The organism is Amycolatopsis sp. NPDC051045 (assembly GCF_040682955.1).
Classification (GTDB): Bacteria; Actinomycetota; Actinomycetes; order Mycobacteriales; family Pseudonocardiaceae; genus Amycolatopsis.
In genome coordinates, this window is the sequence record NZ_JBFBCC010000008.1 from 86217 (window position 1) to 112235 (window position 26019).

Here is a 26019-nt window from a genome sequence, read left to right on the forward strand (position 1 = left end):
CTCAGTCCCCGAGCAGGCCGGCGTAGACCGTGCGGACCGCGTCCGGTGGTGGCGTGGGCCGCACGGTCGCCGGGTCGATGAAGACGTACCGGATGTTCGCCGCCAGCAGGAGCGTCCCGTCGCGGTGGATCTCGAAGTCGAAGATCAGCGACGTCGTCCCGAGGTGGTTCAGGTACTGGGAGACGACCAGTTCCTCGTCGTACCGGGCCGGCGCGCGGAACTTCAGGTTCGCCTCCGCGACCACGACGTCGGTGCCGTGCGCGAGGAACTTGTCGTGCGAGCCGAAGAGGGCCTTCTCCGCCTCGAAGGCGCACATGTCCACGTAGGCCAGGTAGTGGGCGTTGAAGACGATGCCCTGGCCGTCGCACTCGTGGTAGCGCACGCGCAGCGGCATCTCGGTGATCGGGCGGCGAGGTGCGGTCACCCGCCCAATCTAGCGCTCAGCCGTGCAGCGCCCGGTACGCGGCCGCCGCGCTTGGTTGGAGGGGGACCGGCTGGGTGCCGATGAGGGTCCGCACGTCGAGGAACTGCGTGCCGACGGCTTCGGCGGGCACCAGGGCGGTGGCGCGTTCGACGAGCAGCCGGACGACGGCCGCGGCGACGTCGTCGGGCAGCGAAGGGGCGCAGACCAGCAGGTTCGCCACGCCGATCGTGCTCAGCGCGCCGACTCCGCGGTACGCGCCGTCGGGCACCTGGACCTGGTCGTACACCGGGCCGTACTCCGCGCGCAACGCCGGCACCACCGAATCCAGGGGCAGCAGCGCGATCGGCGTCGTGCGCGTGAGGTCGGCGAGCTTCGGCGTCGGCACGCCGCCGGACCAGAGCATGGCGTCGATCCGGCGGCCGGCCAGCGCGCGGACCGCGTCGTCGAACAGCAGGTGCCGGGCGTCCACCGCGATGCCCGCCTCGGCGAACAGGCGCTCGCCGAGCTGCGCCGCCCCGGAGCCGCCCGCGCCCAGGGAGACCGCGCGCCCGGCGAGGCCGGCGAGCGTCCGCACCGGCCCGTCCGCCCGCACGACGAGCTGCAGGTAGTTCTCGTAGACGCGGCCGAGCGCGAGCAGCGGCACCTTCCCGGCGAACGGCGGGCCGCCGCCGATCGCGGTCTGGGCGACGTCGGCGAGCACCAGCCCGAGGTCGGCCTGCCCCCGGCGCACGAGGTCGACGTTGGCGACGCTCGCCTCGGTCGGCACGGCGGTGGCGTGCAGCAGCGGTTCCGCGCGGTTCAGCTCGGCGGAGAGCAGCTCGGCGAAGGCCAGGTAGAACCCGCCCCGCTCGCCGGCCGCGATGGTGAGCGCGCGTTCCGGGCCGCGGTAGCCGGACGTCGAACACCCGGCCAGCGCGAGGCCGAGGCCGCCGAGCAGGGCCGTGCGGCGGGTGAGCGTCATCCCGGCACCTCCTGCAGCGGCAGCGTGACGCGGGCTTCCAGGCCGTGCGGGTGGGCCTGCCGCAGTTCCAGGACCCCGCCGCGGGTGCGCACCTGCTGGTGGGCGATGGCCAGGCCGAGGCCGGTCCCGCGCGGGGCGCCTTCGCCGCCGGCGCGCCAGAACCGCTCGGTCGCCCGTGCTCTGTCCTCTTCGGACAATCCCGGCCCGTCGTCGGAAACGATCAGCGTGGCGGTCGACGCGCCGCTTTCCCAGTCGGTGGTGATCTTCGCGCCACGGCCGGCGTAGTGGACGGCGTTGTCGAGCAGGACGTCGAGGATCTGCGCCAGCTCGCCTTCCGGGCAGCGCACGGTCACCGGCTCGTCGTGGCCCGGTGGCGGGACGATGACCGATCCCGCGTCCTCGGCGGCCGGGCGCCAGGCGTCGACGCGTTCGGCGAGCACGGACGCGAGATCGCAGGCCTCGTCGGCGCCCCCGGCCGCCACGCGGGTCGCGGTGCTTTCGGCCAGCGCGAGCGCCAGCAGGCCGTCGAGCAGCTTCTCGAGGCGCTCGACCTCGGCGACGGTCGCCCGGTAGGTGGTGCTCTCGCCCTCGACCTGGTGGGCCAGGGAGTCGACGCGCAGCCGCAGCGCGGCCATCGGGTTGCGGAGCTGGTGCGAAGCGTCGGCGACCAGCCGATGCTGCTGCTCGGCGGCTTCGAGCACGGCCTCGGACATCCGGTTGACCTCGGCGGCCAGCGACCGCAGCTCGCGCGGCCCGGTGCGTTCCGGGACGTGCGCGCGGTGCCCGGCGGCGACGGCGAGCACCCCGGTTTCGAGTTCGTGCAGCGGCCGCACCATCCAGCGGGCCAGCACCACGGCGAGCAGCACGAACACCACCGCGACCAGCACCGCGCCGGCGCCGATGGTGCCCCACCGGGCGGCGACGTCCGCGGCCGCCGCCGTGACCGAAGCGCGCAGCACGACCACCCCGGACACGCGGGTGCCGGTACCGACCGGGCGCGCGAAGGAGGCCGGTCCGGCCGACCACGGGTCCAGCCGGTCGACGCGCGGTGCCGGCTCGTTGCGCATGGTCGCTTCCACCAGTGCGCGCACCGCCGGATCGCCCGCGGTCAGCCCGCCCGCCTGCACCAGCGGGACGCGCCGGGCGTCGACGATGACGACACCTTCGCCGTACAACCGGGCGTAGCGCTCCGCGTCGGCCGCGAGCGCGGCCGGGTCGTGGCTGTCGACGGCCTGCTGGGCCAGCACGACGAACCGGTCGACGTCGGCGGTGCGGGAGATGACCAGCTGCTGGGTGCGCTGCTCGGCGGTGGCGGTCAGCAGCGGCACGGCGAACGCGGCGACCACCGCGAGGGCGAGGGCGACCAGGACCACCAGGAGCCGGGTGCGCACGCCGGTTCAGTCCCGCCCGAGCCGGTAGCCGAAGCCGCGGATGGTGGTGAGCAGCCCCGGCCGGTCGAGCTTCGCGCGCAGCTGCGTCAGGTGGACGTCGAGCGAGCGCGACACCGCGAGGTACGCGTCGCCCCAGACCTCGTCCATCAGCTGCTGGCGGCTGACCGCGGTGCCGGGCCGGGCGGCGAGGACGGCCAGGATCTCGAACTCCTTGGTGGTCAGCCCGGCGTCGTGCCCGGCGACGAGGACCCGGCGGGCGCCGAGGTCGATCTCGACGTCCTCGACGCGCACGACGTCCCCGGCCGGGGTGGCGCGGGCCACCGCGCGCCGCACGACGGCGTCCATCCGGGCCAGCAGCTCGGCCAGCCGGACCGGCTTGGTCAGGTAGTCGTCGGCGCCGAGCCGCAGCCCGCGCACCACGGACCGCTCGTCGCCACGGGCGGTCAGCACGATCACCGGGACCGGCGAGACGGCCCGGATCTTGCGCAGGACGTCGAGGCCGTCGAGGTCGGGCAGGCCCAGGTCCAGCAGGACGAGGTCGGCCGCGCGGTGCTGGTGCAGCGCATCGGCCCCGCGGGCGACGCTGGTGACGGGATGACCGCGCGCGTGCAGCGACTCGGCGAGCGCGCCGGCGACACCCGCGTCGTCTTCGACGAGGAGCACGCGCACGGTCATCCCCCTATTGGCGCTCTTCCAGCTCGGAGGTCTTCGAGGTTTCCCGCATTGTGCCGTAGACGATCAGCGACACCAGGACACAGCCCGCGACGTACCAGAAGAACACCGTTTCGTGCCCGGCGCTCTTGAACGCCTGCGCGATCAGCTCGGCGGTGCCGCCGAAGATCGCCACGGTCAGCGCGTACGGCAGCCCGACGCCGAGGGCGCGGATCTTCGTCGGGAACAGCTCGGCCTTCACGATGGCGTTGATCGAGGTGTACCCGGCGACGATCACCAGCCCGGCCAGCACGAGGAAGAACGCGCCGACGGGGTTGCGGGTCGAGCCCATCACCGTCATGAGCGGGACGGTCAGCAGCGTGCCGCCGATGCCGAAGAACAGCAGCAGCGGACGGCGGCCGATCCGGTCGGACAGGCGCCCGAACACCGGCTGCAGGATCGCGGCCAGGAGGATCGCGCAGAACAGCACGATGGTGACCTGCCGGCGCGGGATGTGCGCGGTGTTCTCCAGGAACTTCTGGCTGTAGGTGGCGAAGGTGTAGAACGCCACCGTGCCGCCGAGGGTCAGGCCGACGACGAGTGCGATCTCCTTGGGGTACTTGATCAGCGCGCGCAGCGTGCCGCGTTCGCCCTTGTTTTCGCCCGCTTCCCGCTGGTAGCTCTCCGACTCGTCCATGCCGCGCCGCAGCCACATCACGGTGAGCGCGGCGAAGGTGCCGACGACGAAGGCGATCCGCCAGCCCCACGACGTCAGCTGCTGCTCGGTGAGGATCGCCTGGAGGATGAGCTGCAGGCCCAGCGCCAGCAGCTGGCCGCCGTAGAGCGTCACGTACTGGAAGCTCGAGTAGAAGCCGCGTTTGCCGGGCGTGGCCACTTCGGACAGGTAGGTCGCCGAGGTGGAGTACTCGCCGCCGACCGACAGGCCCTGGATCAGCCGGGCGGTCAGCAGCAGGATCGGCGCGGCGATGCCGATGGTGTGGTAGCTCGGCGTGACGGCGATCAGCAGCGAGCCGCCCGCCATCAGCGAGACCGAGAGCACCAGGGCGCTGCGGCGGCCGAACCGGTCGGCGAACCGGCCGAGCATCCAGCCGCCCAGCGGGCGCATGAGGAACCCGACGGCGAAGACCGCGGCGGTGCCGAGGAACGCGGCCGTGGTGTCGGTCGTCGGGAAGAAGGACTTGGCGAAGTAGGTGGTGAACGCCGCGTAGGCGTACCAGTCGTACCACTCGACCAGATTGCCGATCGAGCCGCGCAGCACGTTGCCGATCACGCGCTTTTCGCTGCCATGCTGGTACGTGGTGGCACCGTCGATCCGGGTTGTCATCGTCGACCTCCTGTGTTGCGACTCACGGTGACCAACCAGCGGGTAACCAGCAAGGTCGGGAGACAGTTCCTAACACCCGCTTAGGACGGTCACGGCGACCCGGGCGCGGCTGCGCGACCCGGCGGCGCTGCCGATAACCTCGTGCGCGTCAGCAGCGCAGGAGTTCACGAAGAGGGAGAACACAGTGGGACGGTCGGTTCTGGTCACCGGGGGCAACCGGGGCATCGGTCTGGCGATCGCCCGGGACCTCGCCGCACAGGGGCACCAGGTCGCCGTCACGCACCGTGGTTCGGGCGCGCCGGAAGGGCTGTTCGGCGTGCAGGCCGACGTCACCGACACCGAGCAGGTCGACGCGGCGTTCAAGCTCGTCGAGGAGCACCAGGGGCCGGTCGAGGTGCTGGTGTCCAACGCCGGGCTGACCGACGACACGCTGCTGATGCGGATGAGCGACGAGCAGTTCGAGCGCGTGATCGACGCCAACCTGACCGGCGCCTACCGGGTCGCGAAGCGCGCGTCGCGCGGCATGCTGCGCGGCCGGTGGGGCCGGTTCGTCTTCATCTCCTCGGTCGTCGGCCTCTCCGGCTCGGCCGGCCAGGCGAACTACGCCGCGTCGAAGGCCGGCCTGGTCGGCTTCGCGCGCTCGCTGGCCCGTGAGCTCGGCTCGCGCAACATCACCTCGAACGTCATCGCACCCGGGTTCGTCCACACCGACATGACCGACGAGCTGTCCGAGGACCGCAAGAAGGAAATCCTCGCCCAGGTGCCCTCCGGCCGGTACGCCGAGCCGTCGGAGATCGCCGCCGCCGTCCGCTACCTGGCCTCGGAGGAGGCCGGCTACGTCAACGGCGCGGTGCTGCCGGTCGACGGCGGCCTCGGCCTCGGCCACTGACGTTCTTCGAAGACCCCCACCCCGAACAAGACCTGGAGGACCCGTGCCCGGACTGCTCGAAGGCAAGCGCCTGCTGATCACCGGCGTCATCACCGACGCGTCGCTCGCCTTCCACGCGGCCAAGATCGCGCAGCAGGAGGGCGCGAAGGTGGTGCTGACCGGCTTCGGCCGCATGTCGCTGGTCGAGCGCATCGCGAAGCGGCTGCCCGAAACGGCGCCGGTGATCGAGCTGGACGTCACCAACCAGGAGCATCTCGACGGCCTCGCCGACCGCGTCCGCGAGCACGTCGACGGCCTCGACGGGGTGCTGCACTCGATCGGCTTCGCCCCGCAGACCTGTCTCGGCGCGCCGTTCCTCGACGCGCCCGCCGAAGACGTCAAGACCGCGATCGAGGTTTCGACGTACTCGTACATGTCGCTGGCGAAGGCGTGCCTGCCGTTGCTCGGCCGGGGCGCGTCGTACGTCGGCATGGACTTCGACGCGCGCGTCGCGTGGCCGGTCTACAACTGGATGGGCGTCGCGAAGGCCGGGCTCGAGTCGGTCAACCGCTACCTGGCCAAGGAGCTGGGGCCGCAGGGTATCCGGGTCAACCTGGTCAGCGCGGGCCCGATGAAGACGATGGCGGCGAAGTCCATCCCGGGCTTCGTCGACCTGGAGGACGGCTGGGGCGAGCGCGCGCCGCTCGGCTGGGACAGCACGGACCCGGACCCGGTGGCGAAGAGTGTCTGCGCGGTGCTGTCGGACTGGCTCCCCGCCACGACCGGCTCGATGATCATGGTCGACGGCGGGGTCCACTTCCTCGGGATCTGAGCCTCACACGACTGCCGGCTCACGGTCGTCGGTCCGCTGGACGGCGGCGGCGACCGTGAGCGCGGCCAGCGTCGCCACGCCGAGGGCGATGCCCGTCCACGCCACGCTCGGGAAGCCGAGGCCGGCTTCGATCGCGACGCCGCCCAGCCACGGGCCGACGGTGTTGCCGACGTTGAACGCGGCGGTCGTGCTGGCGCCCACGAGCGTGGGCGCGTCGCCGGCGACCTGGTAGGTGCGCACGTTCAGCGCCGGATTGGCCCCGAACCCGGCGACGCCGAAGACCAGCACGGCCGCGGTGGCCACGAGCGCGTCGGTGGTGAGGGCGAGCACGAGCAGGGCCGCCAGCGCGAGCCCGAGGCAGCCGTACAGCGTCGCGAACGGCCGCCGGTCGGCGAGCCGGCCGCCCACGGTGATCCCGATCAGCGCGCCGACGCCGAACAACGCGAGGACGCCGGGCACCCACGGCTCGGGGAGGCCGTCGGTTTCGGTCAACAGGGGCGCCAGGTAGCTGAACGCGGCGAAGATCATGGCCTGGGCCAACGCGATCACGCCGAGGGCGAGCCAGACCCGGCCGCGCCGGTACAGCCGCAGTTCGCCGCGAACCGTCGCCGCATCGCCGGTCGTCTCGGGCACGAGGGCCGCCACCCCGGCCACCGCCACCAGGGTCACCGCCGCCACCGCCCAGAACGCCGCGCGCCAGCCCGCGTGCTGGCCCAGGAACGTCCCGGCCGGCACCCCGGCGACGTTGGCCAGGGTCAGGCCGCCGACGAGCACTGCCATCGCGCGGCCGCGCCGGTCGACGGGCACGAGCGCGATCGTCGTCGCCGTGGCGACGGCCCAGAACCCGGCGCAGGCGAGCGCCGCGACCACCCGCGTGGCGAAGAGGAGCGCGTACCCGTCGGCGAGCGCGCCGACGACGTGCGCCGCGATGAACACGCCCAGCATCACCAGCAGCGTCCGGCGGCGGGGCAGCCGCAGCGTGCCGATGGCCAGCAGCGGCGCGCCGACGACCATGCCGACGGCGAACGCGGAGATCAGCAGCCCGGTGTCGGGGATGCTGACCCCGAGGTCGGCGGCCATCCCGGGGAGCAGGCCGGTGATCATGAACTCGGACGTGCCCAGCGAGAAGACGCTGAGCCCGAGGACGAAGACAGCCAGGGGCACGGGTTCTCCTTGGTTGTGTATCGGTCAGTTCAAAACTCGGGCAGGGTTCAGCCGGGTCCCGGCTGCGGGTCAGTGCGCGAGGATCGCCGAGAGCGCCAGGTCGGCGACGGTGTGCAGCGCCTCGCGGCTCGAGCCCCGGCGGCCCATCACCCGCAGGCCCGAGATGGTGCTGAGCAGGAACTCCGCCACGTCGGCCGGGTCGAGGCCGTCGCGGAGGCTGCCGTCGAGCACGCCTTCCCTGGCGCATTCCGCGAACATGGCCAGGTTCTGGGCGGTGTCGCTGCGCAGGGCGGCGCCGACCTCGTCGTTCGGCAGCCCGAGTTCGGCGAGGGTGTTCACCACCAGGCAGCCGCGGTTTCCGAGGCCGGCTTCGATCACCGTGTCGAGGACCGCCGTGAGCCGCTCGGCCGCGGTGCCCGGCCCGTCGAGGATCGCTTTCCGCTTGCCCAGTTCCCGGGTCGTGTAGTGCGCCAGCGCACGCCGGAACAGGGCTCGTTTGCTGGTGAAGGCGTTGTAGACGCTGCTGCGGCCGAGCCCGGTCGCCCGGCACAGGTCTTGCGTCGACGTCGCCTCGTAGCCGCGGTCCCAGAACGCCTGCATTGCGCTCTCGACGGCGGCGGTCTCGTCGAATTCCCGTGGCCTGGCCATGGCGTCACCGTACCAGGGTTTTGGACTGCTCGATTCACAACGAGCCCGAGTCAGCGTGCGGGCCGCCACATCGGCAAGATGACGGGGTGGGATACGACGCGTTGCTGTGGCTTTCGTTCGGCGGTCCGGAAGGGCCCGACGACGTCATGCCGTTCCTCGAGAACGTCACCAGGGGCCGCGGGGTACCGCGCGAGCGGCTCCTGGAGGTCGCCGAGCACTACCAGCACTTCGGCGGGGTCTCGCCGATCAACAAGCTGAATCGCGAAGCGATGGCCGCGGTCGAGAAGCAGCTTTCGGCCGCCGGCATGGAACTGCCGGTGCACTTCGGCAACCGCAACTGGCACCCGATGGTCGAGGAGACCCTGGCTTCCCTGACGTCGGAAGGCGCGAAGCGCGTCCTGGTCTTCCCGACGAGCGCGTACGGCGGCTACTCGGCGTGCCGGCAGTACGACGAGGACATCGAGCGCGCCCGGGCGGCGGTCGGCTCCGCCGCGCCTGAACTGGTGAAGATCCGGCAGTTCTTCGACCACCCGCTGTTCGTCTCGGCGGTCGCCGACGCCGTGCGCGCGGCCCACGCGTCGCTGGGGAACGAGCCCGGGATCCGCACGGTGTTCACGGCGCACTCGGTGCCGGAGAGCGCGGATCTGGCGTCGGGCCCGCCCGCGGAAGGCGGCCGCCGCTACTCGCGGCAGATCGCGGAGGCGGCCCGGCTGGTGGCGGCCGAGGCGGGCATCGATTCCTACGACGTCGTGTGGCAGTCGAGGTCCGGGCCGCCGCAGGTGCCGTGGCTGGAGCCCGACATCGTCGACCACATCGACGCCTTGCACGCCGCGGGGGTGCGTGGCGTGGTCGTCTCGCCGATCGGGTTCGTGTCCGACCACCTCGAGGTGATCTGGGACCTGGACAACGAGGCGGCCGAGCGCGCGGCGGAGCACGGAATGGCCTTCGCCCGCGCGGCGACGGCGGGTGCGGACCCGAGGTTCGCGGAGCTGGTGGTGGAGCTGATCCGCGAGCACACGCACGGGGTGCAGCCGCGGAAGCTGTCTTCGTTCCCGGTGGCGGGCTGCACGACCAACGGCGCGCCCTGCGCCATCGGGTGCTGCGAACCGGCCAAGCGCCCCGGCCGTTAGGTTTTGCGCCCCACCAGGTGGAAGACGCGGCTGAGCCGGCGGTAGGGGTCCCGCCGGCCCGCTTCGAGCTCGACGGCCGCCACCCGCTCCGTTTCGGCCTCGTCCACGGGGGCTCCGCTGAGGTCGAGCCAGTCGACGAACAGCCAGACTCCGTACCACTGCAGCGGTTCCACGCCCCGGGCGCGGAGGGACTCGCCGAGTTCGGCCACCGTGTCCGCCCGCGTCGGCAGGCCCAGTACCCAGCGCGGCCCAGGTGTCCTCGGCCATGGCTGCACCGTATCGGCCGCGCCGGGGCTCAGCCTTCGCGGGCCGTCTGCTCCGCGAACACCCGCACGGCCTCGTTGACCGCCGCGCGCCGGGCCGTCCGGACCGCGTCCGACAGCGGCCGCAGCGCCTGGGCCCGCAGCGTCGACGCCGAGGCCGACAGCGCTCCGCCCGGGTCCTCCGACGAAGCGACCGCCAGGATCGCCGCGATCTCGTCGGCCCGCTGCAGCACCCGCAACGCGCGCCCCGGTGTCCCCGCCGGCCAGTCGACGTCCGGACGGGACCGCAGGTGGGCCGACAGCTCCGCGCGCACGCCCGGCCGGTCCGAGGCCACGTCCAGCGCCTGCAACGCCCCGGCGCTGGCCCGGATCGCGTCCGTCAGCCCGTGCTCGGCGTCGCCGAGGGCGACGTACTCCGGCGTCGTCGGCGACGGCACCGAGTAGACCGTCCAGCGCACCAGGCCTTCGGCGATCGGCTCCGGCACCAGGCCGGACCCGAGGTCCGGCAGCACCAGCGCGTCGCCCGAGCGCAACGCCGCTTCGGTGAACGGACCGCCGCCGCCGAGGCCGCGGACGTCGCCCGGGACCGGGAGCACCAGCTGCAGCGATTTCGCTCCTTGCGAACGCAGCGCCATCAGCAGCTGCACCGGAGTGGCCGCCCGGTTGAAGGCCAGCGGGAGCGCGAACGCCTCGGCCGCGGCCGCGTCGGCGGCCACGACGTCGTGGGCCTCACCCCACGCGAGCAGGGCATCGAGGACATCGTCGGACGCGGCGGCCCCGTTGAGCCACGCGCTCGACCAGACGGCGAAAGTCGCACTGGGTCGGCACACAGTTCGCCATTTTACTGCCCTATTTTACCGGGCCGCCCCCTGCACCGAGCGCGCGCCCACGCTGGAGTCGCTCCACATCGACGGGCCGCCGATCCGGCAGTAGCGTCGAACGGGTGAACGCTGTTCCAGACGCTCTTCCCCGCACCGCCGGGGCCCTGCGCGCGGCCGGGTACGAGCCGCGCCCGATCGCGCAAGAGATCCACGACAACCTGCTGACCGCCCTCAAGAACGGTGAAGACGCCTGGCCCGGCATCGTCGGGTTCTCCCGCACCGTGCTGCCGCAGCTCGAACGCGCGCTGCTGGCCGGCCACGACGTCGTCCTGCTCGGCGAACGCGGCCAGGGCAAGACCCGCCTGCTGCGCACCCTCCCCGGCCTGCTCGACGAGTGGACGCCCGTGATCGAGGGCTCCGAGCTGGGCGAACACCCGCTGCAGCCGATCACGCCGGCGTCGATCCGGCGCGCCGCCGAACTCGGCGACGACCTGCCGGTGGCCTGGCGCCACCGCTCCGAGCGCTACACCGAAAAGCTCGCCACCCCGGACACCTCCGTCGGCGACCTGATCGGCGACGTCGACCCGGTGAAGGTCGCCGAAGGCCGCAGCCTGGGCGACCCCGAGACCATCCACTTCGGCCTGGTCCCGCGCGCCCACCGCGGCATCGTCGCCATCAACGAGCTGCCCGACCTGGCCGAACGCATCCAGGTCGCGCTGCTCAACGTGATGGAGGAGCGCGACATCCAGGTCCGCGGCTACACGCTGCGGCTGCCGCTGGACGTCCTGCTCGTCGCGACCGCGAACCCCGAGGACTACACCAACCGCGGCCGGATCATCACCCCGCTCAAGGACCGCTTCGGCGCCGAGATCCGCACCCACTACCCCCTCGACGTCGAGGCGGAGGTCGCCGTCGTGCGGCAGGAAGCCCACCTCGTCGCCGAGGTCGGCGAGCCGCTGCTCGAAGTCCTCGCCCGGTTCGTGCGCAACCTCCGCGAGTCCACGGTGATCGACCAGCGTTCCGGCGTCTCGGCCCGGTTCGCCGTCGCCGCGGCGGAGACCGTCGCGGCGGCCGCCCTGCGGCGTTCGGCGCTGACGGGGGAGGAGCCCGCGGTGGCGCGGCCGGTCGACCTCGACGCCGTGCCGTCGGTGCTGCGCGGCAAGATCGAATTCGAGCCCGGCGAAGAAGGCCGCGAGATCGAGCACCTCGTGCACCTGCTGCGCCTCGCCGTCGCGGAGACCGCGCGCGACCGGTTCGCCGGTCTCGACCTGCGGCCCCTGGCCGACGCGGTCGGCGACGGCCACCTGGTGGCCACCGGTGAGCGCGTGCCGGGCAAGGACGTCCTCGCGGCCCTGCCGGAGCTGCCGGTGCTGCACGAGGTCGCCGCGCGGGCCGGGGTGGCCGCCGACGAGCCCGCCGGGCGGATCGCGGCCGCCGTCGAACTCGCCCTCGAATCGCTGTTCCTGTCGCGAAGGCTCGCCAAGGACTCCGACGACGCGACGACCGTCTACGGCCGATGACCGCGGTCCCGCTTCCCGACGGCTACTCCTACGGCCCGTGGCACGACGGGCCGGATCCGCTCGCTCCGCCGGCCGACCTGCGCGACGCGCTCGACGAGATCGGCCGCGACGTCATGGCCGGGGCTTCGCCGCGGTCCGCGCTGGAGGAAATGCTGCGGCGCGGCACCGACCGCACCGCGGGCCTCGACGAGCTGACCCGCCGGCTTTGGCAGCGCCGCTCGCAGATCCAGCGGCGCAACCGGCTCGACGGCACCCTCCAGGAGGTCCAGCGCCTGCTGCAGGAGGCCCTCGACGCCGAACGGCGGGAGCTGTTCCCGGATCCGGACGACGAAGCCCGGTTCCGGGAGGCCCAGCTCGACGCGCTGCCGTCGGGCACGGCCGCGGCGGTCAACGAACTGGCGAACTACGACTGGCGGTCCGAACAGGGCCGGGAGAACTACCAGCAGATCCGGGATCTGCTCGGCCAGGAGCTGATGGAGTCCCGGTTCCAGGGCATGAAGCAGGCACTGCAGAACGCCGGGCCCGAGGACGTCGAGCGGATCAACGAGATGCTCTCCGACCTCAACGACCTGCTGGCCGCGCACGCCCGGGGCGCCGAAGACATCCAGGAGCGCTTCGACGACTTCATGGGCAAGCACGGCGAGTTCTTCCCGGAGAACCCGCGCACCGTCGAAGAGCTGATCGACGCGCTCGCCGAGCGCTCCGCGGCGGCCCAGCGGATGCTCAACTCGATGTCCGCCGAACAGCGGGCGGAGCTGGCCGAACTGACCCAGCAGGCGTTCGGCGACCCGCGCCTCGCCCAGCAGCTGGCCAACCTCGACGCGCAACTGCGCGCGGCCCGGCCGGGCGAGGACTGGACGGGCTCGGAACGCTTCCGCGGCAAGAACCCGCTGGGCATGGGCGAAGGCGCCCAGGCCATGGCGGACCTCGCCGAGCTGGACGCGCTGGCCGAGCAGCTCGGCCAGTCCTACCCCGGCGCGCGGCTGGAGGACATCGACCTGGAGGCCCTCGAAGCCCAGCTCGGCAAGGACGCGGGCGTCGACGCCCGCCGGCTGGCCGAACTGGAGCGCGAACTGCGCCGCCAGGGCCTGTTCGAGCGCGCCGCCGACGGCTCGCTCCGGTTGTCGCCCAAGGCGTTGCGGCGCCTCGGCGAGACGGCCTTGTCCGACATCGTGAACGCGCTGCGCGGCAAGACCGGCGAGCGCGAGACCGAGTCGGCGGGCGCGGCCGGCGAGCCCACCGGCGCGTCGCGGCCGTGGCGGTTCGGGGACATGCAGCCCTGGGACGTGCCGCGGACCATCCGCAACGCCGTCCTGCGGTCGGTTTCGGTGGGGGAGCGCCGGGTCCGGCTGGACGTCGAAGACGTCGAAGTGGTCGAAACCGAGCACCGGTCCCGCGCGGCGGTGGCGCTGCTGGTCGACACGTCGTGGTCGATGGTGTCGGAAGGCCGCTGGCTGCCGATGAAGCGCACCGCGCTCGCGCTGCACCAGCTGATCAGCACCCGCTTCCGCAACGACGCCCTGCAGCTGATCACGTTCGGCCGGTACGCGACGTCGGTGGAGCTGCCGGAGCTGGTCGGCCTGGAGGGTGCCTGGGAGCAGGGCACCAACGCCCACCACGGGCTGCTGCTCGCCGGGCAGCACCTGCGCCGCCACCCGGACGCCCAGCCGGTGGTCCTGATGGTCACCGACGGCGAGCCGACGGCGCACCTGGAGCCCGACGGCGAGGCGGTCTTCGACTACCCGCCGCTGCCCCGGACCCTCCACAAGACACTGTCCGAAGTGGACAAGCTGGCGAAGCTGGGTGCGTCGATCACGGTGTTCCGCCTCGGGGACGACCCGCGGCTGACGTCCTTCGTGGACCTGATCGCGCGCCGGTCGGGCGGCCGGGTGGTCGCCCCGGACCTCGACGGCCTCGGCGCCGCCGTGGTCGGCGACTACCTGCGCACGCGGCGGTGACCCCGGCGGGTGCTCCCGCGGCCGCGGGAGCACCCGCTCACGGGCGTCCTGGGTGGTGCCGCCGGACGCGCACCGCGCGCGGGTCGATCCACCGGCCGGGCGCGGGCTGGTCGGCCAGCGGGTCCGCCCAGCGCACCCGCAGTCGGTCCGGGTGCGCTTCCTGGATGCGTGCCTCCGTCCACCGGCCCGGCGCTTCCTCGACCCACCACGGGTCGCTCAGGCTCGAAAGGCCGTCGCGGCGGACGACGTCCTCGGCTTCGTCGCGCCCGGTCGGCTCGGCGAGCGCCGCGTGGAACACGGTGACCGGCTCCCAGCCCACGGCCACCCGCCGCAGGTGACCGAGGAGTTCGCCGTCCTCGTCGCGCCGGACCTCGATCGTGCTCACAGCTCGACTCCCAGCCGGTCGCGGACGGCGGCGACGACCTTCTCGGTCTGCGCTCGCAAGGCGGCGAGCCCGGCCTGCTCGTCGGCCGAGCCGGTGTAGGCGTCGAGGTCGGCGCGCACACCCTGTTTCCACACGGCCGCGAGGTGCGGCGTCCGCGTGATGTCTTCGTCGGGGTGGCCGTCGACCAGGACGAGGTCCGCGCGCAGCCCGGGCCGGATCCGGCCGCGGTCGGCCAAGCCGAACACGTCGGCCGGGCGAGCGGTCGCCGCGGTGAGCGCCGCGGCCGGCGGCAGGCCCGCCGCCACCAGGTGCCCCAGCTCCCGGTGCAGGCTCGCGCCGTGGACCGTGCCCGGGTTGGGTGCGTCCGTCCCGGCCAAGAGCGGCACGCCGGCCTCGTGCAGCAGCCGGGCGTTGGCCCGCGCGGCCGCGAAATCCGGCAGCTGCGGCGGCCGCCACCGCCGCCGTTGCCGTTCGAGGACCGCGCACCACGCCGGCCCCAGCCGGCGAACGAGGGCGGGTTCGCCGAGCAGGGCACCGCCGGGGAAGCCGTCGGCCACCGACAGCGTCGAAACGACCGCGATACCCGCCGCGGCGATGGCGGCGACCTGGTGGCCGGTGAGGGCGTCGAACGGCACGTGGGCCAGCACGTCCACACCGGTGGGCAGCAGGTCGACGGCCCCGCGTGCGGTCGACACGTGCGCCGCGACGACGAGCCCCGCCCGGTGCGCGGCCTCGGCCAGCGCGGCGATCGTCGGCACGGCCAGCGACGGCATCGGCATCGGCCCGCCGGTGCCGTCGTCGTAGAGCACCTTGAGGTGCGCCGCCCCTTCGGCGACGCGATCGGCGACGAACCGCTCGGCGTCCTGCGGTCCGGTCACGCACGGGAAAGGCGCGTACATCATGCTCGGGTGCCCGCCGGGTGCCGTGGCCCCGACGCTGGACGACCGCACGTCGGCGGCGTCCGGTCCGGCCGCGCGGGCCAGGGCCTCCCGGACGGTGTCCGGCTTGCTGAACATGTCGAGCACGGTCGTGACGCCGAACGTGAGGGCCTGCCGGGGCGCGCCGGGCAGCAGGTGCACGTGGGCGTCGATCAGCCCGGGCAGCAGGGTGCCGCCACAGGCGTCCACGTGCTCGTCGCCGGGCCGGCGCAGGGTGTCGTCGCCGACCGCGGCGATGCGGCCGTCCGCGAGCCGGACGGCGGTGTGGTCGGTGCGGCGCTCGCCGTCGAAGACGCGGGCGCCGGTGATGGTCGTGGTCACGGCGCCCACGGTAGAAGTTGACATCGTGTGAAGGTCAACTTCTAAGCTGGCGGAATGCGGTACTCGATCAGCCAGGTCGCCAAGGCGTCCGGCGTGTCGGCGCGCATGCTCCGCCACTACGACGCGATCGGCCTGCTCACGCCGGCTTCGGTGGCGGCGAACGGCTACCGCTGGTACGGCCGGCTCGAACTGCTGCGCCTGCAGCGGATCCTGCTGCTGCGGCGGCTCGGGCTCGGCCTGGCCGAGATCGGCGCCGTGCTGGACGACCAGGTCGGCGAGGCGGCCGCGCTGCGCGGGCACCTGGCCCAGCTCGAGCAGGAGCGGCGCCGCCTCGACCGGGTCATCGCCACCGTCGAGGAGACGATCGCCGACCTCGGCCAGGCCCGGATCGACGACCCGGACCGGTTCTTCGCCGGGCTGCGCAAGGACGGCGCCGCCATGCGGCAGACCTACCGCGAGACGTTCGGCGAGGGCGCCGCGGCGGCCTTCGACGGCGCCCTGGCCGCTCAGGACGGGCTCACCGCCGCGGACTACGAGCACGCTGCCGCCCGGAGCGCGGCGCTGTTCCGGCGGCTGGCGGCGGTCATGCGCTCCGGTGCGGCGCCGGAGGACCCGGCCTCGCTGGACGCCGTCGCCGAGCACTACGAGTCGGTGAGCCGCTTCTGGCAGCCGACCGCCCCGGCCTACGCCGCGCTGGGCGGGCTGTACCTGAACGATCCCCGGCAACGGGAGCTGGCCGAGCGGGCCGACCCGGAACTCCCGGCGTGGCTGGCGCGGGCCATCGAAGCCTACGCGCGAGTACGGCTCGTCCCACCGCTCGGGAAGGCCTGACGAGCCAGCCTTTACAGTCGAGGTATGCAGACTTGGTCATCGGTCGACGTGCCCCGCATCCCCGGCACCCCCCGCCCGCTGCGGCTCCACGACACGGCCACCGGGCAGATCCGCCCGACCGCGCCCGGCGCCACCGCCCGGATGTACGTCTGCGGCATCACGCCCTACGACGCGACGCATCTGGGGCACGCCGCGACGTACCTCGCCTTCGACCTGGTGAACCGCATCTGGCGGGACAACGGGCACGACGTCCACTACGTGCAGAACGTCACGGACATCGACGAGCCGCTGCTGGAGCGCGCCGCGCGCGACCAGGACGACTGGGTCGTGCTGGGCATGCGCGAGACGGCGCTGTTCCGCGAGGACATGACCGCGCTGCGTGTACTGCCGCCGAAGCAGTTCGTCGGCGCCGTGGAGAGCATCCCGGAGATCGTCGAGGTCATCGCGAAGCTGCTGGCCAACGGCAGCGCCTACCGCGCGGACGACGCGGAGTTCCCCGACGTCTACTTCGACCACACGGCGACCGGGAGGTTCGGGTACGAATCGAACTACGACGCCGAGACCATGGCGAAGTTCTTCGCCGAGCGCGGCGGCGACCCCGACCGCCCCGGCAAGCACCACCCGCTGGACGCGCTGCTGTGGCGCGTGGCCCGCGAAGGCGAGCCGTCGTGGGAGTCCGAACTCGGCCCGGGCCGCCCGGGCTGGCACATCGAGTGCAGCGCGATCGCGGTCAACCGGCTGGGCCTCGGGTTCGACCTCCAGGGCGGCGGCTCGGACCTGATCTTCCCGCACCACGAGTACAGCGCGGCGCACGCCGAGGCGGTGGCCAAGGACGGCCCGTTCGCCCGGCACTACGTGCACGCCGGGATGATCGGCCTCGACGGCGAGAAGATGTCGAAGTCGCGCGGGAACCTGGTGTTCGTCTCGCGGCTGCGGGCCGACCGGGTGGACCCGGGCGCGATCCGGCTGGCGCTGTTCGCCGGGCACTACCGCGCCGACCGGCCCTGGACGGCTCAGCTGCTGGCGGACGCCGAAGCCCGGCTCGCGCGCTGGCGGGAAGCCGTCTCACTGGCCACCGGGCCGTCGGCGGAGGACACCGTCTCGCGGCTGCGCGACCACCTCTCCGACGACCTCGACACGCCGAAGGCCCTGGCGGCGATCGACGCGTGGGCGAACGAGGCCCTGCGCCGCGACGGCACCGACCCGGCGGCCCCGGGCCTGATCCGCTCCGCCGTCGACGCCCTCCTCGGCGTCACCCTCTGACCACCGCCGACCGTATAACGGCCTATACGGCGGCTGAGTGGCCGTCGGAGAGGCTCAGGTGGTCGCCTGACCAGTCGCGGCGTAGCCGGCGGTCGTGGGACGCGATGACGACGGCGCCCGGGGCCGTTTCCAAAGCCGCGAACAGTTCTTCCGCCAGGGTCAGCGAAATGTGGTTCGTCGGCTCGTCCAGCAGGAGCACGTCCGGCGGGTCGGCGAGCAGGATCGCCAGCGCGAGCCGGCGCCGCTGGCCGACCGACAGCGCGCCCACCGGTTGCCGGAGATCCCGTGACGCCAGCAGGCCGAGCCGGCTCAGCGGGGGAGCGTCCTCGCCGAGCGCGTCCCGGTACACCCGGGCCGCGGTCCGGTCCGGTTCGGGGAACGTCACGTCCTGCTCCAGCAGCCCGACCCGCACGCCGGGTCCGAAGTGGACCGTCCCGGCCGCCGGCGCGAGCCGGCCGGCCAGCACCGAGAGCAGCGTCGACTTCCCGGCGCCGTTCCCGCCGGTGACGAGCAACCGGGCCGAACCGTCGACGTCGAGCCGCGGCAACCGCAGCCGCCCCGGCACTTCGAGCGAGCGCACCGAGACGGCCGGTCCGTCACCCGGCGCGCGGCCGGTCAGCTCGGCCCGGAACCGCAGCGGTGCCGGCGGCTTGCGCACCTGGTCGCGCTCCAGGTTTTCCAGGCGCTGCTCGGCGTCGCGGACCCGGCGCGAGATCGTCTTCTGGACGCGGGCGCCCTTGAAGTGGTGGATGAACTTGTCGTTGTCGCGCGGGCCGCGGCCGTAGGCGACGTTGCGCGCCGTGACCGCGACGGTTTCCCGCAGTTCCTTCAGTTCCTCCTGCTCCTCGGCGTAGCGCTGTTCCCAACGGGCACGTTCGGCGCGCTTGTGCCCGAGGTAGTCGGAGTAGCTGCCGCCGTAGCGCACCGCGCCGCCGGCTTGGCGGTCGGCCGCGGCCGGGTCGAGGTCGACGATGTCGGTGCAGACGGCGTCGAGGAACACCCGGTCGTGCGAGGACAGCACCACGATCCCGGTCAGTTCGGTGAGGTGGCGTTCCAGGAAGGCCATCGCGGCGTCGTCGAGGTGGTTGGTCGGCTCGTCGAGCAGGAGCGTCTCCGGCTGCCGGATCAGCAACGCGGCCAGGCCGAGCCGGGACCGCTGGCCGCCCGACAGCGTGCCGAGCCGCCGGTCGGGCTCGACGCCGCCGAGGCCGAGCCCGTCGCAGACGAGCCTCGCGCGGCGGTCGGCGTCCCAGAGGTCGTGGGCCTGCGCCCATTCCAGCACCCGGCCGTACTCCTCGAGCACGCCCTCGTCGTCGGGCCGGTCGGTCATCGCCGCGGTCAGCTCGTCGAGCCGGGCCGCGGCCGTGCGGATTTCGGCGAGCGCGTCGTCGAGGACGCCGGCGAACGTCGCTTCCATCGGGAACGGCAGTTCCTGCAGCAGGAACCCGACGTCCGGGCCGCGCAGGACCTCGCCGGAGCGCGGTTCTTCGAGCCCGGCGAGCAGGCGCAGCAGGGTGGACTTGCCGGCGCCGTTCTCGCCGACCAGGCCGAGGCGCTGCCCGGCCGACGCGGTCAGTGAGACGCCGTCGAGGACGACGCGGGTGCCGTAGCCGAAGACGACGTCCTTGGCCTGCAACGGAAAAAGGGGGGACATGTGCGATCACCGAGCCCTGGGGGAAGAAAGCGGAAATCCCGCCGGGCGTCGTGGCCGCCGGGAGCGTCAGGCTCGACCGGGTGCCGCCTCGGAAGCGGGATGGGCGCGGTTCAGTTCCTCATAGTGGAACCAGGTTAACGCAACGTCCGTAGAGTTAGTCAACCGGTTATGGCCTGGGTCACATCCGGGAGGCCGGTGGTCGACCGTTCGGCCGCCGCGGTGCCGTCGGTGAGGAACTCCAGCAGCGCCGTCAGCTGACGGCGGTCGAAGCGGGCGAGGCGTTCGCCGACGAACCGGGCCATCGGCGCGTACAGGTCGGCCAGCTCGGCCATCCGGTCGGGCAGCGGCCGGACGACGAGCCGGCGGCGGTCCGCCGGATCGGGGGCGCGCTCGGCGAGCCGGTGCCGTTCCATCCGGTCGAGCAGCCGGGTGAACGCGCCCGTGCTCATCCCGAGCAGCCGGGCGAGCTCGGTCGGGGAGTCGCTGACGCCGCCGTGCAGCAGGTGCAGGCAGTGCAGCTCGGTCGGGGTGACGGCCATCCGTTCGGCGACCGCCGCGTGGAAGAGCGCGGTCGAGCCCACGAAGCGGGGGAGGGCGAGGGCGGCGGCGGTGGCGAGTTCGCGCTGGTCGGGCAACGTCCATCCAAGGTCGGGTCACTACGCAGTCACTGCTCCGTGCAGTCACTGCCCGGCGAACGATAGCGAAGCCGGTTGACAAACCCACGGGCGGGACCAAGTATGAAAGAGAACTTTCGAAATAATCCTTTCAGATTGGACGGTCGATGGCCGAGCTGCCCCCGCGCAAGCGGATCGAGGACGTCGAGCTGCTGCGCGCGCTGGCGCACCCGCTGCGCTCGGCGCTGCTGAACCACCTGACCGCCGTCGGCCCGCGTACCGCCAGCGAGTGCGCCGAAGCCGTCGGCTCGACCGCGTCCAACTGCAGCTGGCACCTGCGGCAGCTCGCGCAGTACGGCTTGGTCGAGCGCGCCGACGGCGAAGACGGCCGCGAACGCCCGTGGCGCGCCCGGCAGGTCGGGTTGGACATCGGTCAGTTCGCCGACGACCCGGCCCGTCGAGCCGCGCAGCTGGGCGTCGTGGGCGCGAGCCTCGGCCACGAGCAGGAACTCACCCAGCGGTACCTGGACTCACTCGACGACCTCGACCCGGACTGGGTCGCGGCCTCCGGGCTCTCGACGTACACGCTGCGCGTCACGCCGGAGGAGCTGACCCGGCTGAGCGACGCGATCGACGCGCTGGTCCGGCCCTACGTCGGCGCGATCCGGCCGGACGCCCCGGCGAACGCGCGCCCGGTGCACGTCAGCCTGCGCGCGTTCCCGCGCATAGAACACTCGGGGAAGGCGGAGGCGTGAAACAGCTGCTGGGGGTGCCGGCGTTCGCGCGGTTGTGGGTGGCCGCGTTCTTCGGCGAGACGGCCGAGTGGATGCTGCAGGTGGCCTTGCCGGTCTACGTCTTCCAGCGCACGGGCTCCGCCGCGACGACGGCGCTGAGCATCGTGCTCGGCCTGCTGCCCGCGGTGCTGCTGAGCCCGGTCGCCGGGGTCGTCGCCGACCGGTGGAACCGCCGCGCGGTGCTGTTCGGCGTCTGCTGCGGGCTCGCCGTCGTGGCGCTCCCGCTCTTGGCCGAGCCCGGCGTCGCCGTGGTGTACGCGGTGATGGCCGGCCAGGCGGCCCTGGCCTCGGTGTTCGAACCCGCGCGCAACGCGCTGGTCCCCGAACTGGTCGGGGTCGCGGACGTGACCGGGGCCAACGGGCTGATGAGCGTGAACGGCAGCGTCGCCCGGCTGGCCGGCGGCTGGGCGGGTGGTGCGCTGCTGGGCTTCGGCGGGCTCGCCGACGTCATCACCGGCTACCTGGCCGTGCTCGTGGTGGCCGCGGCGCTGCTGGCCAAGCCGTTCCGCCGGGTCGCCGCGCCGGCACCGGTTCCCGCGCGGGAACCGGTGGTGCGGGCCTGGCTCGACGGCCTGCGCGAGCTGACGCACAACCGGCGCCTGTGGCGCACCGGGCTCGCGCTGGTGTGCACGTCGCTGGCCCAGGGCATGTTCCTGGTGCTGTTCGTGGTCTACGTCTTCGACGTGCTCGGCGGCAGCGAAGCCGACGCCGGCCTGCTGCGGGGCGTGCAGGCCATCGGCGGCCTGGCCGCCGGGTTCGCGCTGGCCACCGTCGCCCGGCGGGCCGCGCCGGCCGCGTTGCTCGGCTGGGGTTCCCTCGCCCTGGGGCTGGTGTCCGCGGTGATCTGGAACCTCTCGCTGGTCACGACGGCGCTGGGCGTGTACGCCGGGCTGTTCGTCGTGGCCGGCGCCCCGGGCGTGGTCGTCGGCGCCGGAGTGCTGTCGGAAATCCAGAGCGCGGTCGCGCCCGAGCGCGCCGGACGCGTGCTGAGCACGACGTTCGCCGTCGTGGCCACCTGCACGACCGCCGGCGCGCTGCTGGCGGGCACCCTCGTCGCGACGACCGGGCCCGCGGTGCTGCTGAACGTCCAGTCGGGCGTCTACGTCCTCGCCGGGGTCATCGCGCTCGCCCGCCGGGGATGGACCCGGCAGTTGGTGTGGAGGTACCGCGCGGCCCCGTCGGTGAAGTCGTAGATCGCGACCGTCTGGGTGTCCTCCAGCGGATCCGCCGATGGCATCAGGAACTGCGTCGGGCTCACCGGGAGCAGCTCGTACTCCAGCCGGGCGGGTCTCCCGAGGAACGCCGCCTGCATCGGGTCGAGATCCAGGGTCAGGCAGAGAGTCCCGTCGCCGGCGGACACCTCGTACCGGGCACCGGGACGCTCGTAAACTCCCTCGTACCTCGACAGATCGAGCTCCAGCGCCGGTTCCGGCGTGGGCAGTTCCGGCGGCGTGACCGTGCCCAGTTCGGTACCGATCTCGGTGAGCACCTGGCGGGCGAAGCTTTCCCGCGGTCCGCCGTTGGTCAGCACCGTCACAGCGGTGTTCGACTCCGGCAGCAGCCGGAGCCGGGCGTTCTGGCCGATCGTGCTGCCGTCGGTGGCGTAGACGGTTTCGCCGTGCCAGTCGCACACGATCAGCCCCAGCGCCCATTCCGGCCCGAACAGGTACGGGTCCGGGACCGGCACCCGCGACCGCAGCATCTCCCGGACGCCGGCGGCCGACACGATCCGCCTGCCGTCGAGCGCCCTGCCCTCGTGGAGCAGGACGTGCGCCATCGTGAGCACTTCCCGGGTCGTCGAGGTGATGGTGCCGCCGGGCCCGAAGGCGCGCGGCAGGTGGTCCACCGGCGTCACGACGGGGCCTTCGGCCAGGGACCGGATCAGGTGCCCGGTCGCGGCCCTGGCCTCGTCCACCTGCTCCCGGCGGCTGCCCGTGCTGGTCAGGCCCAACGGAGCGAAGAGGCGGTCCCGCATGACGTCGTCCCAGCGTTGGCCGTCGAGCACCTCCATCATCCGCGCGAGGATCGCGTATCCCAGCGCCGCGCTGTACCCGTGGGTGTGGCCCAGCGGGAAGACCTGGGGTGCGCCGGCGATGTTCGCCACCATGCGCTCGTGGACGTCGTCGTCTTCGCCGGGGTCGCCGAACGCTTCTTCGATGCCGTTGGTGTGGTTGAGCAGGTGCCGGGCGGTGACCTTCGCGGTCGTCTCCGGATCGGCCACCGTGAACCCGGGCAGGTAGGTCCGTACCGGCTCGTCCAGGTCGGCCTTCCCCTCGTCGACGAGCTGCAGGAAGGCCAGCGCGGTCCACGTCTTGGTCATGGAGCCGCACTGGTAGATCGTGTCCGTCGTCGCCGGTTCGGCGGTTTCCACGTTCTTGACGCCGACGGCGAACTCGGTGATCTCGCCGTCGCGGAGCACGCCGATCGCCGCGCTGGGGATGCCGTACCGGGTCAGCAGTCCGGCGACCTTGCCCCGGATCCGGGGTACGTCGATCGTCATCGGACAAGCCCGACCGCGTTGGCCGCGTCGGCTTCGAAGTACTCCGTGGTGGCGTAGGCGCCGGCGTGGGTCTCGAAGAACTCCCGGACACCGTCGACGGAGTCGTGGGCGATGACGTTCACCGCCTTGGCGCCGTCCTTGCTCGCGACCGCCAGCTTCCACGCGGCACCCGGGGGGAGCTGGGCGTTGGCCTTCTTCAAGGCGCTCCAGAACTTGTCTCCGTCCGAGACGGTCGACCAGGCCAGTACGTGTGCCTTCGCTTTCTGCATGCGGAAAAGCTACGTTGCGTTTCATGGGCGCTCAACAGAATCTCCTGATACAGCAGCAAATCATTGCAACAGGGCTGCGGGTGAACGCAACTACCGTTGCACTGTGCTGTCGGTGAACGCACAGGGAGGGAGGAGTCCGGTGCCCGGAGGCAGGCTGACCCTCGACGACCGCCGTCGCATCGCGGACTGGCTCGCCGACGGGCTCGGGTACGCCGAGATCGGACGGCGGCTCGGCCGCCCGACGTCCACCATCAGCCGGGAGGTGGCCCGCAACAGCACGTCGGGCCAGTACCGGCCCGCCCGCGCGCAGGAGGCCGCCGGTCACCGCGCCCGGCGGCGCAGGCGGCCCCGGCCCGGCGGCGAGCCGGCCGAGGTCGTGCGCGGCTTCGTGGACGAGTTCGCGGCCCTGCTGGCCGCCACCGGCCTGCCGCGGATGACCGCCCGGGTGTTCACCTGCCTGCTCGCCGCCGAGGCCGGCGGCTTGACCTCGGCCGACCTGGTGCGCCTGCTGCAGGTCAGCCCGGCGTCGGTGTCCAAGTCCATCGGCGCCCTCGAAGCGATGGAGCTGGTCGCGCGCGGGCCGGACCCCGGTGGGCGCCGCGAGCGCTACCGCGTCGACGACGACGTCTGGCTCCGGGCGTGGCAGGCCGACACCGGCGCCCACGGCCGGCTGGCCGTCGCCGCGCAGCAGGGGAGCGAGATCTTCGGCCCGGACACGACCGCCGGCGCCCGGCTCGCCCGGATGGGGCGGTTCTTCGGGCGGCTCAGCGAGCAGATGAGCGGCAGCACCGTCGCGGAGGCCGCCGGGTACGACGCTCTGACCGTGGTCGCCGCTCTCGTGCACGCCCGGCGGCCGCTCACCCCGGACGAGCTGGCGGCCGCGCTCGGCTGGCCCGGGGAGCGGGCCGAAGCCGCACTGGACGCGATCCGGCGGCGGCCGGCGCTGGCCGACCCGCTCGCCCTGCGGGACGGCGAATCCGGGACGGTCACCCTCACGCCGAGGCCGGACCGCCTGAGCCCGGTCCAGCGCGAAGCTCTGGAGGAGCGATCCGCAGGTTTTGCGTAGCCACCCGGCCCGCGGTGGTTACGGTGGAGGGGTGCCGCACCTCTTCGCCACCAGCGACCTCCACGTGACCCACGAGGGCAACGGCCCGATCCTCGACTCGGTCGTCCCGGAAACCCCCGAAGACTGGCTGCTCGTCGCCGGCGACGTCGCCGAGCTGGCCGAAGCCACCATCGGGACGCTGAAGACCCTGCGCAGCCGGTTCGCGAAGGTCGTCTGGGTGCCGGGCAACCACGAGCTGTGGACGACGAAGAACGACGAGTGCCAGCTGCGGGGCCAGGCCCGCTACGAGCACCTCGTCGAGCGGTGCCGCGAGATCGGCGTGCTGACGCCCGAGGACGAGTTCCCGGTCTGGCGGCACGGCTCGCGGCCCCTGACGATCGCGCCGCTGTTCCTGCTCTACGACTACAGCTGGCGGACCCCGGAGGCGGCGGGCAAGTCCCTGGAGGAGGCCCTGCGCCAAGCCCGGGAAGCCGGGGTGGTCTGCACGGACGAGTACTTCCTGCACCCGGACCCGTACCCGAGCCGGCAGGCGTGGTGCGAGGACCGGCTGAAGATCAGCACCGAACGCCTCGACGCGATCCCCGAAGACCACGGCACGATCCTGATGTCGCACTGGCCATTGCACCGGCACCCGACCGCGCCGCTGTACTGGCCGGAGTTCGCGCTCTGGTGCGGCACCACGAAGACCGAGGACTGGCACGTCCGCTACCGCGCGGAGATCGCGGTCTACGGCCACCTGCACATTCCCCGCAGCACCGAGGCCGACGGCGTCCGGTTCGAGGAGGTCTCGCTGGGCTACCCGCGCGAGTGGCGGAAGCGGGCGCGGGGTGCGGTCCCGATGCGCCGGCTCCTGTGGCCGTCATGATTCCGCGCGTCGCCGTTCCCTGAGCGCGCGGACCCGGCCGCGGCTGGCGCAGGCGGGGGAGGGGCACCAGCGCCGCCGCCCGCCCGGATCGGCGAAGACGCCGCGGCAGTCCTGCTCGGGGCACGCCCGCAGGTCGTGGCGCAGCGGGCCGGTGAGCCAGTCGGCGGCTTGGTGCGCGAGCCGCCCGAACGCGTCGGCGGCCGTCGCGGGGGCACTGCGGTGGAGCCGGTCGAGCGCGGCGAGGTGGACCGGCTCGGTCTTGAGGAAGGCCGTCAGCGGGCTCACCTGGTCGGCTCTCGGCGGAATCCCGTCGACCGCGCCCAAGGCGAGTTCGCGGAGCACCTCGCGGAGCCGGTGGGCCGTGCGCAGGTCGGCGTGCTTGACCGGCGCGAGCGGCGTCAGCTCGACCCGCGCCAGCCAGTCGGCGAGCCGCTCCGGCGTCGGGATCCGTTCGACCGGCTGTGGACCGAAGGTCCGGCCGCGGGTGGCGAGCAGGTTCAACCAGGGCGCCCCCATGTCGAGGCGAAAGTCTTCGGACACCTC

The 26019-nt window shown here is 73.1% G+C and carries 26 protein-coding genes and 2 pseudogenes; 12 read left to right on the forward strand and 16 right to left on the reverse strand.

The features are described from left to right. Position 1 precedes the first annotated feature (1 nt). From AB0M80_RS20435 to AB0M80_RS20455, 5 genes are read right to left on the reverse strand one after another with little or no spacing between them, the layout of a single operon-like run. The gene (locus AB0M80_RS20435; protein WP_364566871.1) at positions 2–424 is read right to left on the reverse strand and encodes a thioesterase family protein; all 423 of its coding nucleotides are present in this window, start codon (positions 422–424) and stop codon (positions 2–4) included. Between the two features lie 16 nt (positions 425–440). Next, complete coding sequence (locus AB0M80_RS20440; protein WP_364566874.1) at positions 441–1385, reverse strand: TAXI family TRAP transporter solute-binding subunit; 945 nt, start codon at positions 1383–1385, stop codon at positions 441–443. Beyond that, the gene (locus tag AB0M80_RS20445; protein ID WP_364566877.1) at positions 1382–2776 is read right to left on the reverse strand and encodes a HAMP domain-containing sensor histidine kinase; all 1395 of its coding nucleotides are present in this window, start codon (positions 2774–2776) and stop codon (positions 1382–1384) included. The genes AB0M80_RS20440 and AB0M80_RS20445 overlap by 4 nt, the downstream gene beginning before the upstream one ends. A 6-nt stretch (positions 2777–2782) precedes the next feature. Next, positions 2783–3451: a response regulator transcription factor gene (locus AB0M80_RS20450; RefSeq protein WP_364566880.1), complete on the reverse strand. Its 669-nt coding sequence runs from the start codon at positions 3449–3451 to the stop codon at positions 2783–2785. A gap of 4 nt (positions 3452–3455) precedes the next feature. Next, positions 3456–4772, reverse strand: coding sequence for an MFS transporter (locus tag AB0M80_RS20455; protein WP_364566882.1), 1317 nt, complete (start codon positions 4770–4772; stop codon positions 3456–3458). A gap of 184 nt (positions 4773–4956) precedes the next feature. On the opposite strand from AB0M80_RS20455, the gene AB0M80_RS20460 reads away from it, so the two are divergent. Both AB0M80_RS20460 and fabI read left to right on the forward strand, forming a co-directional pair. Further along, positions 4957–5661 carry a beta-ketoacyl-ACP reductase gene (locus AB0M80_RS20460; protein ID WP_364566883.1) on the forward strand — a complete coding sequence of 235 codons (705 nt, stop codon included), beginning with the start codon at positions 4957–4959 and terminating at the stop codon, positions 5659–5661. A 43-nt stretch (positions 5662–5704) separates the two neighbouring features. Continuing rightward, positions 5705–6472 carry an enoyl-ACP reductase FabI gene (gene fabI / locus AB0M80_RS20465; protein WP_364566886.1) on the forward strand — a complete coding sequence of 256 codons (768 nt, stop codon included), beginning with the start codon at positions 5705–5707 and terminating at the stop codon, positions 6470–6472. Between the two features lie 3 nt (positions 6473–6475). On the opposite strand, the gene AB0M80_RS20470 is transcribed toward fabI, so the two are convergent. Next, positions 6476–7636: a Cmx/CmrA family chloramphenicol efflux MFS transporter gene (locus AB0M80_RS20470; RefSeq protein ID WP_364566888.1), complete on the reverse strand. Its 1161-nt coding sequence runs from the start codon at positions 7634–7636 to the stop codon at positions 6476–6478. 69 nt (positions 7637–7705) lie between these two features. Beyond that, positions 7706–8284, reverse strand: a complete 579-nt coding sequence (locus tag AB0M80_RS20475) for a TetR/AcrR family transcriptional regulator (protein ID WP_364566890.1) — start codon at positions 8282–8284, stop codon at positions 7706–7708. 86 nt (positions 8285–8370) lie between these two features. Between AB0M80_RS20475 and AB0M80_RS20480 the strand changes: the two genes are divergently transcribed. Further along, positions 8371–9414 carry a ferrochelatase gene (locus AB0M80_RS20480; protein WP_364566893.1) on the forward strand — a complete coding sequence of 348 codons (1044 nt, stop codon included), beginning with the start codon at positions 8371–8373 and terminating at the stop codon, positions 9412–9414. On the opposite strand, the gene AB0M80_RS20485 is transcribed toward AB0M80_RS20480, so the two are convergent. After that, positions 9411–9689: a hypothetical protein gene (locus AB0M80_RS20485; protein ID WP_364566894.1), complete on the reverse strand. Its 279-nt coding sequence runs from the start codon at positions 9687–9689 to the stop codon at positions 9411–9413. The genes AB0M80_RS20480 and AB0M80_RS20485 overlap by 4 nt on opposite strands. A gap of 20 nt (positions 9690–9709) precedes the next feature. Then, entirely contained in the window at positions 9710–10507 is a 798-nt protein-coding gene (locus tag AB0M80_RS20490) for a hypothetical protein (protein WP_364566897.1), read from the reverse strand. Positions 10508–10620: 113 nt separating this feature from the next. On the opposite strand from AB0M80_RS20490, the gene AB0M80_RS20495 reads away from it, so the two are divergent. Together AB0M80_RS20495 and AB0M80_RS20500 are read left to right on the forward strand one after the other, a co-directional pair. After that, a complete protein-coding gene (locus tag AB0M80_RS20495; RefSeq protein WP_364566899.1) occupies positions 10621–12018 on the forward strand; it encodes an ATP-binding protein in 1398 nt (465 codons plus the stop codon). Beyond that, positions 12015–13976, forward strand: coding sequence for a VWA domain-containing protein (locus AB0M80_RS20500; RefSeq protein ID WP_364566902.1), 1962 nt, complete (start codon positions 12015–12017; stop codon positions 13974–13976). The genes AB0M80_RS20495 and AB0M80_RS20500 overlap by 4 nt, the downstream gene beginning before the upstream one ends. Positions 13977–14013: 37 nt before the next feature. Here the strand turns inward: AB0M80_RS20500 and AB0M80_RS20505 are convergent, their stop codons facing one another. Then, on the reverse strand, positions 14014–14361 hold the full coding sequence (locus tag AB0M80_RS20505; protein ID WP_364566904.1) for a hypothetical protein: 348 nt from the start codon (positions 14359–14361) through the stop codon (positions 14014–14016). Beyond that, positions 14358–15620, reverse strand: coding sequence for an amidohydrolase family protein (locus AB0M80_RS20510; protein ID WP_364566906.1), 1263 nt, complete (start codon positions 15618–15620; stop codon positions 14358–14360). Before AB0M80_RS20510 ends, AB0M80_RS20505 begins: the two co-directional genes overlap by 4 nt. A gap of 54 nt (positions 15621–15674) precedes the next feature. Between AB0M80_RS20510 and AB0M80_RS20515 the strand changes: the two genes are divergently transcribed. Both AB0M80_RS20515 and mshC read left to right on the forward strand, forming a co-directional pair. Beyond that, entirely contained in the window at positions 15675–16451 is a 777-nt protein-coding gene (locus tag AB0M80_RS20515; protein ID WP_364566908.1) for a TipAS antibiotic-recognition domain-containing protein, read from the forward strand. 24 nt (positions 16452–16475) lie between these two features. Continuing rightward, positions 16476–17714: a cysteine--1-D-myo-inosityl 2-amino-2-deoxy-alpha-D-glucopyranoside ligase gene (mshC, locus tag AB0M80_RS20520; protein WP_364566911.1), complete on the forward strand. Its 1239-nt coding sequence runs from the start codon at positions 16476–16478 to the stop codon at positions 17712–17714. Positions 17715–17736: 22 nt separating this feature from the next. On the opposite strand, the gene AB0M80_RS20525 is transcribed toward mshC, so the two are convergent. Beyond that, positions 17737–19368 (reverse strand): ABC-F family ATP-binding cassette domain-containing protein, encoded by a 1632-nt coding sequence (locus AB0M80_RS20525; RefSeq protein WP_364566914.1) that lies wholly within the window; start codon positions 19366–19368, stop codon positions 17737–17739. A gap of 158 nt (positions 19369–19526) precedes the next feature. Continuing rightward, positions 19527–20003: a MarR family transcriptional regulator gene (locus tag AB0M80_RS20530; protein ID WP_364566917.1), complete on the reverse strand. Its 477-nt coding sequence runs from the start codon at positions 20001–20003 to the stop codon at positions 19527–19529. Between the two features lie 146 nt (positions 20004–20149). On the opposite strand from AB0M80_RS20530, the gene AB0M80_RS20535 reads away from it, so the two are divergent. Both AB0M80_RS20535 and AB0M80_RS20540 read left to right on the forward strand, forming a co-directional pair. Then, positions 20150–20737, forward strand: coding sequence for a helix-turn-helix domain-containing protein (locus AB0M80_RS20535; protein ID WP_364566920.1), 588 nt, complete (start codon positions 20150–20152; stop codon positions 20735–20737). Continuing rightward, on the forward strand, positions 20734–21969 hold the full coding sequence (locus AB0M80_RS20540; protein ID WP_364566922.1) for an MFS transporter: 1236 nt from the start codon (positions 20734–20736) through the stop codon (positions 21967–21969). The genes AB0M80_RS20535 and AB0M80_RS20540 overlap by 4 nt, the downstream gene beginning before the upstream one ends. On the opposite strand, the gene AB0M80_RS20545 is transcribed toward AB0M80_RS20540, so the two are convergent. Together AB0M80_RS20545 and AB0M80_RS20550 are read right to left on the reverse strand one after the other, a co-directional pair. Beyond that, complete coding sequence (locus AB0M80_RS20545) at positions 21876–23276, reverse strand: serine hydrolase domain-containing protein (protein ID WP_364566925.1); 1401 nt, start codon at positions 23274–23276, stop codon at positions 21876–21878. The two genes, AB0M80_RS20540 and AB0M80_RS20545, sit on opposite strands and share 94 nt — an antisense overlap. Beyond that, positions 23273–23545 (reverse strand): hypothetical protein, encoded by a 273-nt coding sequence (locus tag AB0M80_RS20550; RefSeq protein ID WP_364566928.1) that lies wholly within the window; start codon positions 23543–23545, stop codon positions 23273–23275. The genes AB0M80_RS20545 and AB0M80_RS20550 overlap by 4 nt, the downstream gene beginning before the upstream one ends. On the opposite strand from AB0M80_RS20550, the pseudogene AB0M80_RS20555 reads away from it, so the two are divergent. The 3 genes and pseudogenes from AB0M80_RS20555 to AB0M80_RS20565 all read left to right on the forward strand — a co-directional run. Then, positions 23544–23855, forward strand: a pseudogene (locus tag AB0M80_RS20555) (helix-turn-helix domain-containing protein); the annotation flags it as partial. The gene AB0M80_RS20550 and the pseudogene AB0M80_RS20555 sit on opposite strands and share 2 nt — an antisense overlap. A 123-nt stretch (positions 23856–23978) precedes the next feature. Then, a pseudogene (locus AB0M80_RS20560) lies at positions 23979–24611 on the forward strand (MarR family transcriptional regulator); the annotation flags it as partial. 31 nt (positions 24612–24642) lie between these two features. Next, on the forward strand, positions 24643–25476 hold the full coding sequence (locus tag AB0M80_RS20565; RefSeq protein ID WP_364566931.1) for a metallophosphoesterase: 834 nt from the start codon (positions 24643–24645) through the stop codon (positions 25474–25476). On the opposite strand, the gene AB0M80_RS20570 is transcribed toward AB0M80_RS20565, so the two are convergent. Then, positions 25471–26016 (reverse strand): CGNR zinc finger domain-containing protein, encoded by a 546-nt coding sequence (locus tag AB0M80_RS20570; protein WP_364566934.1) that lies wholly within the window; start codon positions 26014–26016, stop codon positions 25471–25473. The genes AB0M80_RS20565 and AB0M80_RS20570 overlap by 6 nt on opposite strands. Between the last annotated feature and the right edge of the window lie 3 nt (positions 26017–26019).

What these genes read in the sequence shown, in the direction of transcription:
- AB0M80_RS20440 (WP_364566874.1), bottom strand. Translation starts at nt 1,385, where the DNA reads ATGACGCTCACCCGCCGCACGGCCCTGCTCGGCGGCCTCGGCCTCGCG.
- AB0M80_RS20450 (WP_364566880.1), bottom strand. Translation starts at nt 3,451, where the DNA reads ATGACCGTGCGCGTGCTCCTCGTCGAAGACGACGCGGGTGTCGCCGGC.
- AB0M80_RS20455 (WP_364566882.1), bottom strand. Translation starts at nt 4,772, where the DNA reads ATGACAACCCGGATCGACGGTGCCACCACGTACCAGCATGGCAGCGAA.
- AB0M80_RS20475 (WP_364566890.1), bottom strand. Translation starts at nt 8,284, where the DNA reads ATGGCCAGGCCACGGGAATTCGACGAGACCGCCGCCGTCGAGAGCGCA.
- AB0M80_RS20500 (WP_364566902.1), top strand. Translation starts at nt 12,015, where the DNA reads ATGACCGCGGTCCCGCTTCCCGACGGCTACTCCTACGGCCCGTGGCAC.
- AB0M80_RS20515 (WP_364566908.1), top strand. Translation starts at nt 15,675, where the DNA reads ATGCGGTACTCGATCAGCCAGGTCGCCAAGGCGTCCGGCGTGTCGGCG.
- mshC (WP_364566911.1), top strand. Translation starts at nt 16,476, where the DNA reads ATGCAGACTTGGTCATCGGTCGACGTGCCCCGCATCCCCGGCACCCCC.
- AB0M80_RS20525 (WP_364566914.1), bottom strand. Translation starts at nt 19,368, where the DNA reads ATGTCCCCCCTTTTTCCGTTGCAGGCCAAGGACGTCGTCTTCGGCTAC.
- AB0M80_RS20535 (WP_364566920.1), top strand. Translation starts at nt 20,150, where the DNA reads ATGGCCGAGCTGCCCCCGCGCAAGCGGATCGAGGACGTCGAGCTGCTG.
- AB0M80_RS20545 (WP_364566925.1), bottom strand. Translation starts at nt 23,276, where the DNA reads ATGACGATCGACGTACCCCGGATCCGGGGCAAGGTCGCCGGACTGCTG.
- AB0M80_RS20550 (WP_364566928.1), bottom strand. Translation starts at nt 23,545, where the DNA reads ATGCAGAAAGCGAAGGCACACGTACTGGCCTGGTCGACCGTCTCGGAC.